This window comes from Pseudomonas sp. 39004 (genome assembly GCF_028682155.1).
Lineage (GTDB): Bacteria > Pseudomonadota > Gammaproteobacteria > Pseudomonadales > Pseudomonadaceae > Aquipseudomonas > Aquipseudomonas capeferrum.
Genome location: NZ_JANIAG010000213.1, coordinates 1 through 7,871 on the forward strand (window position 1 = coordinate 1; position 7,871 = coordinate 7,871).

The 7,871-nt window shown below is 64.4% G+C and carries 7 protein-coding genes; 6 read left to right on the forward strand and 1 reads right to left on the reverse strand.

What is annotated here, in order from left to right:
- Positions 1–204: 204 nt before the first annotated feature.
- The 4 genes from kdgD (at position 205) to NP534_RS24100 (ending at position 5,863) form a co-directional block, all read left to right on the forward strand.
- Positions 205–1,116 carry a 5-dehydro-4-deoxyglucarate dehydratase gene (gene kdgD, locus NP534_RS24085; RefSeq protein ID WP_033697388.1) on the forward strand — a complete coding sequence of 304 codons (912 nt, stop codon included), beginning with the start codon at positions 205–207 and terminating at the stop codon, positions 1,114–1,116.
- Between the two features lie 103 nt (positions 1,117–1,219).
- Positions 1,220–2,581, forward strand: coding sequence for an MFS transporter (locus NP534_RS24090; RefSeq protein WP_033697387.1), 1,362 nt, complete (start codon positions 1,220–1,222; stop codon positions 2,579–2,581).
- 78 nt (positions 2,582–2,659) lie between these two features.
- On the forward strand, positions 2,660–4,213 hold the full coding sequence (gene garD / locus NP534_RS24095) for a galactarate dehydratase (RefSeq protein WP_274100365.1): 1,554 nt from the start codon (positions 2,660–2,662) through the stop codon (positions 4,211–4,213).
- 69 nt (positions 4,214–4,282) lie between these two features.
- Complete coding sequence (locus NP534_RS24100) at positions 4,283–5,863, forward strand: aldehyde dehydrogenase (NADP(+)) (RefSeq protein ID WP_274100366.1); 1,581 nt, start codon at positions 4,283–4,285, stop codon at positions 5,861–5,863.
- 81 nt (positions 5,864–5,944) lie between these two features.
- Here NP534_RS24100 and NP534_RS24105 read toward each other — a convergent pair whose 3' ends face one another.
- The gene (locus NP534_RS24105) at positions 5,945–6,694 is read right to left on the reverse strand and encodes a FadR/GntR family transcriptional regulator (RefSeq protein WP_033697384.1); all 750 of its coding nucleotides are present in this window, start codon (positions 6,692–6,694) and stop codon (positions 5,945–5,947) included.
- Positions 6,695–6,891: 197 nt separating this feature from the next.
- On the opposite strand from NP534_RS24105, the gene NP534_RS24110 reads away from it, so the two are divergent.
- Both NP534_RS24110 and NP534_RS24115 read left to right on the forward strand, forming a co-directional pair.
- On the forward strand, positions 6,892–7,539 hold the full coding sequence (locus NP534_RS24110; RefSeq protein WP_274100367.1) for a DUF998 domain-containing protein: 648 nt from the start codon (positions 6,892–6,894) through the stop codon (positions 7,537–7,539).
- 74 nt (positions 7,540–7,613) lie between these two features.
- Positions 7,614–7,871 (forward strand): hypothetical protein (locus NP534_RS24115; protein ID WP_274100368.1); only part of this gene is annotated, 258 nt, incomplete at its 3' end.

Here is a 7,871-nt window from a genome sequence, read left to right on the forward strand (position 1 = left end):
GTTGTCGGGGGATTTTCTGTACCTGGAAGATCGAGCGCCGCGCGGGCGGCGCTCGATTTCAGCATCCCCCCAACACCCCAGCCAAGCACCCAAATCATAAAAAATTCTCCCAAAGCACTAGCCATCCCTACAGTTGTACGATAACTTACCTCCATCGCAGCACATCACTCCCTTCACCCCAAGCGCCTCAGGATGCCAACAACAATGAATCCACAAGAACTGAAATCCATCCTCTCCCACGGCCTGCTGTCTTTCCCGGTCACCGACTTCAATGCCCAAGGCGACTTCAACCAGGCTGGCTACATCAAGCGCCTGGAATGGCTCGCCCCCTACGGCGCCAGCGCCCTGTTCGCGGCCGGTGGTACCGGTGAGTTCTTCTCCCTGGCGGCCAGCGAGTACAGCCAGGTGGTGAAGACCGCCGTCGATACCTGCGCCACCTCGGTACCGATCCTTGCCGGCGTCGGCGGTTCGACCCGCCAGGCCATCGAATACGCACAAGAAGCCGAGCGCCTGGGTGCCAAGGGCCTGCTGCTGCTGCCCCACTACCTGACCGAAGCCAGCCAGGATGGCGTTGCCGCCCACGTCGAAGCCGTGTGCAAATCGGTGAAGATCGGGGTGGTGGTCTACAACCGCAATGTCTGCCGCTTGAATGCCGACCTGCTGGAAAAGCTCGCCGAGCGCTGCCCGAACCTGATCGGCTACAAGGACGGCCTGGGTGACATCGAGCTGATGGTGTCGATCCGTCGCCGCCTGGGCGATCGCTTCAGCTACCTGGGTGGCCTGCCGACCGCCGAGGTGTATGCTGCGGCCTACAAGGCGCTGGGCGTGCCGGTGTACTCCTCGGCCGTGTTCAACTTCGTGCCGAAGACCGCGATGGACTTCTACCACGCCATCGCCCGCGAAGATCATGCCACCGTCGGCAAGCTGATCGATGACTTCTTCCTGCCGTACCTGGACATCCGTAACCGCAAGGCCGGCTACGCCGTGAGCATCGTCAAGGCGGGCGCGAAGATTGCCGGTTACGACGCAGGCCCGGTACGCACGCCGCTGACCGACCTGACCGGCGAAGAATACGAAATGCTCGCAGCGCTGATGGACAAGATGGGTCCGCAATAAGCGAACCCCTGCGGCCTGAACTGCCGCCGCCGGAGTGGGAGCCCCCCACCCCGGCTACAACTCGTGAGCCCGCACAAAAATAACTAGTGGGAGTATTACCAGCATGCAAGCGACTAAAAAGACGCATGTGCGCTACCTGATCCTGTTCATGCTGTTTCTGGTGACCACGATCAACTATGCCGACCGCGCCACCATTGCAATCGCAGGCTCCAGCCTGCAGAAAGACCTCGGCATTGACGCCGTCACCCTCGGTTATATCTTCTCCGCCTTTGGATGGGCTTACGTGGCTGGCCAGATTCCCGGTGGCTGGCTGCTCGACCGTTTCGGCTCCAAGAACGTCTACGCCTTCAGCATCTTCACCTGGTCGCTGTTCACCCTGCTGCAAGGGTTTGTCGGTGGCATGCCGGTGGCCTGGGCGGTGGTGACCTTGTTCACCCTGCGCTTTCTGGTCGGTTTCGCCGAAGCCCCGTCGTTCCCGGGCAACGCCCGCATCGTCGCGGCCTGGTTCCCCACCGCAGAACGCGGCACGGCGTCGGCCATCTTCAACTCGGCGCAGTATTTTGCCACCGCACTGTTTGCCCCGATCATGGGCTGGATCGTCTTCAGCTTCGGTTGGGAACACGTGTTCGTGGTGATGGGCGTGCTCGGCATTCTGTTCTCGTTCGTGTGGCTGAGGACCATCTACAACCCCAAGCAACACCCGCGCATCAGCCAAAGCGAGCTCGAACACATCGAGCAGAACGGCGGCCTGGTAGACATGGACCAGAAACGCGGCAACGACGGCCCGAAATGGGGCTACATCAAGCAGTTGCTGACCAGCCGCATGCTGCTGGGGGTGTACCTGGGCCAGTACTGCATCAACGCCATCACCTACTTCTTCCTGACCTGGTTCCCGGTGTACCTGGTGCAGGAGCGCGGCATGACCATCCTCAAGGCGGGTGTCATCGCCTCGCTGCCCGCCATCTGTGGTTTCATCGGTGGCGTGCTGGGCGGTGTGCTGTCGGACTGGCTGCTGCGCCGCGGTAACTCGCTGACCTTCTCGCGCAAGCTGCCCATCGTCTGCGGCCTGTTGCTGTCGACCACCATGGTCTTCTGCAACTACGTCGACGCTGAGTGGATGGTGGTCGGTTTCATGACCCTGGCCTTCTTCGGCAAGGGCATTGGCGCACTGGGCTGGGCGGTGGTCGCCGACACTTCGCCGAAGCAGATCGCTGGCCTGTCGGGCGGGTTGTTCAACACCTTCGGCAACATCGCCTCGATCACCACGCCCATCGTCATCGGCTACATCATCAGCGCCACCGGCTCGTTCAAGTGGGCCCTGGTGTATGTGGGTGCCAACGCCCTGGTCGCGGTGTTCAGCTACCTGGTGATCGTCGGCCCGATCAAGCGCATCGAGCTGCGTGAAACCCCAAAGGCTGAAGCCGAGCCCGGCGCCAATGGCGAACTGGCAAGCTCCCGTCACTGAGTGAACACGCCCGCCGCTGGCACCTGCCGGCGGCGGGCGGATGTATAAAGCCTGAGCAATCACTAGAAGGGCCCGAACATGCAGTTGATCGAACATTCCGACTCGCCCCGCTACGTCCGCCTGCACGATGACGACAATGTCGTGGTAGTGGTCAACGACGGTGGCCTGGGTGAAGGCGCCCGCTTCCCCGACGGCCTGACCCTGGTCGAAGGCGTGCCACAGAGCCACAAGGTGGCCACCGTGCTGATCGCCAAGGGCGAGCCTGTGCGCCGCTATGGGCAGATCATCGGCTACGCCCTGGAAGACTTGCGCCAGGGTACCTGGGTGCAGGAAAGCCAGCTGGCCATGCCAGAGGCGCCGGCGCTGGACAGCCTGCCGCGTTGCGACGCCGTGCCCGAGCCCCTGCCGCCGCTCGAAGGCTTCACCTTCGAGGGCTACCGCAATGCCGACGGCACCGTGGGCACCCGCAACATCCTTGGCATCACCACCACCGTGCAATGCGTGACCGGCGTGCTGGAGCATGCGGTCAAGCGCATTCGTCAAGAACTGCTGCCCAAGTACCCCCACGTCGATGACGTGGTCGCCATCACCCACAGCTACGGCTGCGGCGTGGCGATCAATGCCCGCGATGCCTACATCCCGATCCGCACCGTGCGCAACCTGGCGCGCAACCCCAACCTTGGTGGCGAAGCGCTGGTCATCAGCCTGGGCTGCGAAAAACTGCAGGCCGGCCAGGTCATGCATGACAACGATCCGTCGGTAGACCTCAGCGACCCGTGGCTGTACCGCCTGCAGGATGCCAGCCTGGGCTTCGGCGAAATGATCGAACAGATCATGGCGCTGGCTGAGACCCGCCTGAAAAAACTCGACCAGCGCCGCCGCGAAACGGTGCCCGCCAGCGAGCTGATCCTGGGCATGCAGTGTGGCGGCAGCGATGCGTTCTCCGGCATCACCGCCAACCCGGCACTGGGCTACGCCTCGGACCTGCTGGTACGCGCTGGCGCGACCGTGTTGTTTTCGGAAGTGACCGAAGTGCGCGACGCCATCTACATGCTCACCTCCCGCGCCGAGAACCAGGACGTGGCCGAGGCGCTGTTGCGTGAGATGGACTGGTACGACCGCTACCTGCAACAAGGCGCGGCCGACCGCAGCGCCAACACCACGCCGGGCAACAAGAAGGGTGGGTTGTCCAACATCGTCGAAAAGTCCCTGGGCTCGATCGTGAAGTCCGGCAGCGGCGCCATTCAGGGCGTGCTTGGCCCTGGCGAGCGGGTGGCGCGCAAAGGCCTGATCTTCTGCGCCACCCCGGCCAGCGACTTCGTCTGCGGCACCTTGCAACTGGCGGCCGGGATGAACCTGCATGTGTTCACCACGGGCCGTGGCACGCCGTACGGCCTGGCCATGACCCCGGTGGTCAAGGTCTGCACCCGCACTGAACTGGCCGAACGCTGGCCCGACTTGATCGACATCGACGCAGGGCGCATCGCCACAGGCCGCTCGAGCATCGAGGAACTGGGTTGGGAGCTGTTCCACTACTACCTGGACGTGGCCAGCGGCCGCAAGCAGACCTGGGCCGAGCAGCACAGGCTGCACAACGACATCACCCTGTTCAACCCGGCGCCGATTACCTGAGGCCCTTGGGGCTGCTTTGCAGCCCTTCTCGACCGCCTACCCCCTTCATTCACCTACAGGAGTGCCAAAATGCCTGAAATCCTAGGCCACAACTTCATCGCCGGTCAGCGCAGTGCCGCTGGCGCGCAACGCCTGCAGAGCCTGGACGCCACCACCGGCGAGGCCCTGCCTTACAGCTTCGTGCAAGCCACTGAAAGCGAAGTCGACCAAGCCGCCCAGGCCGCCGCTGCCGCCTTTGCCGAGTTCCGCCAACTGGCCCCGGCGCGCCGCGCCGAGTTCCTCGATGCCATCGCCGCCGAGCTGGATGAACTGGACGACGCCTTCGTCGCCATCGTCTGCCGCGAAACCGCCCTGCCTGCAGCGCGGATCCAGGGCGAGCGCGGCCGTACCAGTGGCCAGATGCGCCTGTTCGCGCAAGTGCTGCGGCGCGGTGACTACCTCGGTGCACGCATCGACCTGGCCCTGCCCGAGCGCCAACCGTTGCCTCGCGTCGACCTGCGCCAGATGCGCATCGGCGTAGGCCCGGTTGCCGTGTTCGGTGCCAGCAACTTCCCGCTGGCCTTCTCGACAGCCGGTGGCGACACGGCTGCCGCCCTCGCCGCTGGCTGCCCGGTGGTGTTCAAGGCACACAGCGGCCACATGGCCACAGCCGACCTGGTCGGCTGTGCAATCCAGCGCGCCGCCGAGCGCACCGGCATGCCCAAGGGCGTGTTCAACATGGTCTTCGGCGGTGGTGTCGGCGAATGGCTGGTCAAGCACCCGGCCATCCAGGCGGTCGGTTTCACCGGCTCGCTCAAGGGTGGCGACGCCTTGTGCCGCATGGCCGCAGAGCGCCCACAGCCAATCCCGGTATTCGCCGAGATGTCCAGCATCAACCCGGTGATCATCCTGCCTGGCGCCCTGGCCAAGCGCGGCGAAGCCATCGCCCGCGAACTGGCGGGCTCGGTGTGCCTGGGTGCCGGCCAGTTCTGCACCAACCCGGGCCTGGTGATCGGTCTGCAATCGCCGCAATACAGCCAACTGCTCGCCGACCTCGGTCAGCACCTCGAGCAACAGGCCGGCCAGACCCTGCTCAACGCCGGCGGCCTGCGCAGCTATGTGGGCGGCCTGGAACACCTGCACGCCCATGCCGGTATCGAACACTTGGCCGGCCAACCGCAACAAGGCAGCCAGGCCCGCGCCCAGCTGTTCAAGGCACAGGCGCGCCTGCTGGTCGACGCCGACCCCTTGCTGCAAGAAGAAGTGTTTGGCCCGACCACCGTGGCTGTCGAAGCCCAGGACAACGCACAGCTGCGCGCCGCGCTGCTCGGCCTGCGTGGCCAGTTGACCGCGACCCTGATCGGCGAGCCTGAAGATTTCGAAGCCTTCGCCTGGCTGGTACCGCTGCTGGAAGAAAAGGTCGGTCGGATTCTGGTCAATGGCTACCCCACCGGCGTCGAAGTGTGCGATGCCATGGTCCACGGCGGGCCGTATCCGGCTACGTCGGATGCGCGCGGCACCTCGGTCGGCACCTTGGCCATCGACCGCTTCCTGCGCCCGGTGTGCTACCAGAACTACCCGCAGGCGTTGCTGCCTGAGGCGCTTCGCGATGAGAACCCGCTGGGGTTGCGCCGGTTGGTGAATGGGCAGTGGAGTGACGGGGGGATCTGATCGCCCTGAAATGTAAAAGCCCCGCACACGTCGGGGCTTTTTCTTTTGTCGGTACCGGCCTCTTCGAGGGTGAGAGAGGTCTCAGGCCCCTTGCGCCTCAGCTTCTTCATGCGCCTGGCGCAGGCGCTCGCGGCTGTTGCTCAGGTGCATGCGCATGGCCATCTTCGCCCCTTCGCTGTCTTGCCGGGCAATGGCTTCGTAGATCGCCTCGTGTTCATGCATGAGCCGGCTCATGTAGTGCGCCTGGTCGTCATGGGCCAGGCGCGCCGAGTTGAGCCGGGTACGCGGGATGATACTGGTACCCAGGTGGTTGATGATGTCGGCGAAGTAGTGGTTGCCACTGGCCTGGGCAATGCGCAGGTGGAACTGGAAATCCGCCGATACGGCATCGTTGGCATGGGCCGCGCCTTCGTTGAGCTCATCCAGCGCCGCGCGCATGCCAACCAGCTGTTCATCGCTGCGCCGCTGCGCCGCCAGGCCCGCCGACTCGATCTCCAGGGCAATGCGCAACTCCAGCACCGCCAGCACTTCGCGCAGGGTCACCACGGTCGCCGGGTCGATACGGAAACCGCCCGTGGACGGTGCATCCAGCACAAACGTACCGATGCCGTGCCGGGTCTCCACCTGCCCTGCGGCCTGCAGCCGCGAGATAGCCTCGCGCACCACCGTGCGGCTGACGCCCTCTTCGGCCATGATCTGCGATTCGGTCGGCAGCTTGTCGCCGCGCTTCAGTTGGCCGCTGCGAATCCGCTCGGTCAGCACTGTGACCAGTTCCTGGGCCAGACTGCGCGGCTTGCGCCGGGTCCTTGCCTGTACCTGCTGCTCTGTCATGCCCTGTATTTCACCTTGAAAGACAATGCCCATGATAGCGCAAGCAGTTGTACGATCACATACACCGTATGCGGTATTTCTGTATGGGGCTGCGCCACGCACCACGCAAAAAATCTGCTTCATGCGCTGGTCTATCCCCGCTGCAAGGCTGTACTGTGCGCCTTCGCGCTCACTCATCCATGGAAGGAAACGACAGCATGAAACCCCTCGACCGTCTTCTGCTCGCCACTGGCCTGGTGATCCCCCTCTGGCTGCTGGCCGGCGTCTGGCTGACCGCCCAGGCTTACCCAGGTTACGACCACCTGCAACAGGCCATGAGCCAACTCGGCGCCGAGGGTGCACCCACCCAGCTCTGGTCGCCACGGGTCAACAACTTCCCCTTGGCCGTGCTGTTCGCCCTGTTCGCCTGGGGCCTGGCCCGTCGCTGGCAGGGGTCGACCCTGGCACGGGTCAGCGCCGTTCTGGTGCTGCTGCATGGCCTGGGCAGCCTGGGCACTGGCTGGTTCCCCTGCGACCAGGGCTGCGCACCGGCGCAGCCCTCGCTGTCACAGCAACTGCACAACCTCTCGGGCCTGCTGATGTTTCTTTCATTGACCCTGGCCAGTGCCCTGTGGGCATGGCTGGGCAATCGGGTTGCCGGTTCGCGACCGTTGGCGCTGTTCTCCCTGGCGTGCGTGGTGCTGGCGATCGCCACCGTCGTGCTGATGGCGCAGGCGGCGCAGAGCGGCCATCTGTTCGGCCTGTACCAGCGCCTGAACTACGGCGTATCGGTGGTCTGGGTCGCTGGCCTGGCCTGGGCCAGCTTGCGCCCGCCAGCCAACGCGCTGCGCATGGCCGTAATCTGACGGCAAATTGCTGGCCCCCAGCGGCTTGAAGCGAAGGCAAACTCCCTTCTCCTTCAGATGCTTAGGACAGCAACATGCGAGTACTTCTAGCAACGATGGCCGGCTGCCTGCTGGCCACGGCCGCCTTCGGCGCCCAGGCCAGGGCGCTGAGCCAGAATGATCGCCACACCTGTGGCTGGGGCGCGCAGATTGCTGCAGAAGCTCAGCAGGCCAAGTTATCGGGGGTAACCCTGTATGCCACGCGCAAGAAACTGCAGGTGCGCAGATTTGCCAAACCGTGGATGCGCATGACCGCCTTCGGCATTACCGAGCAGACTTACAACAGCCGATCG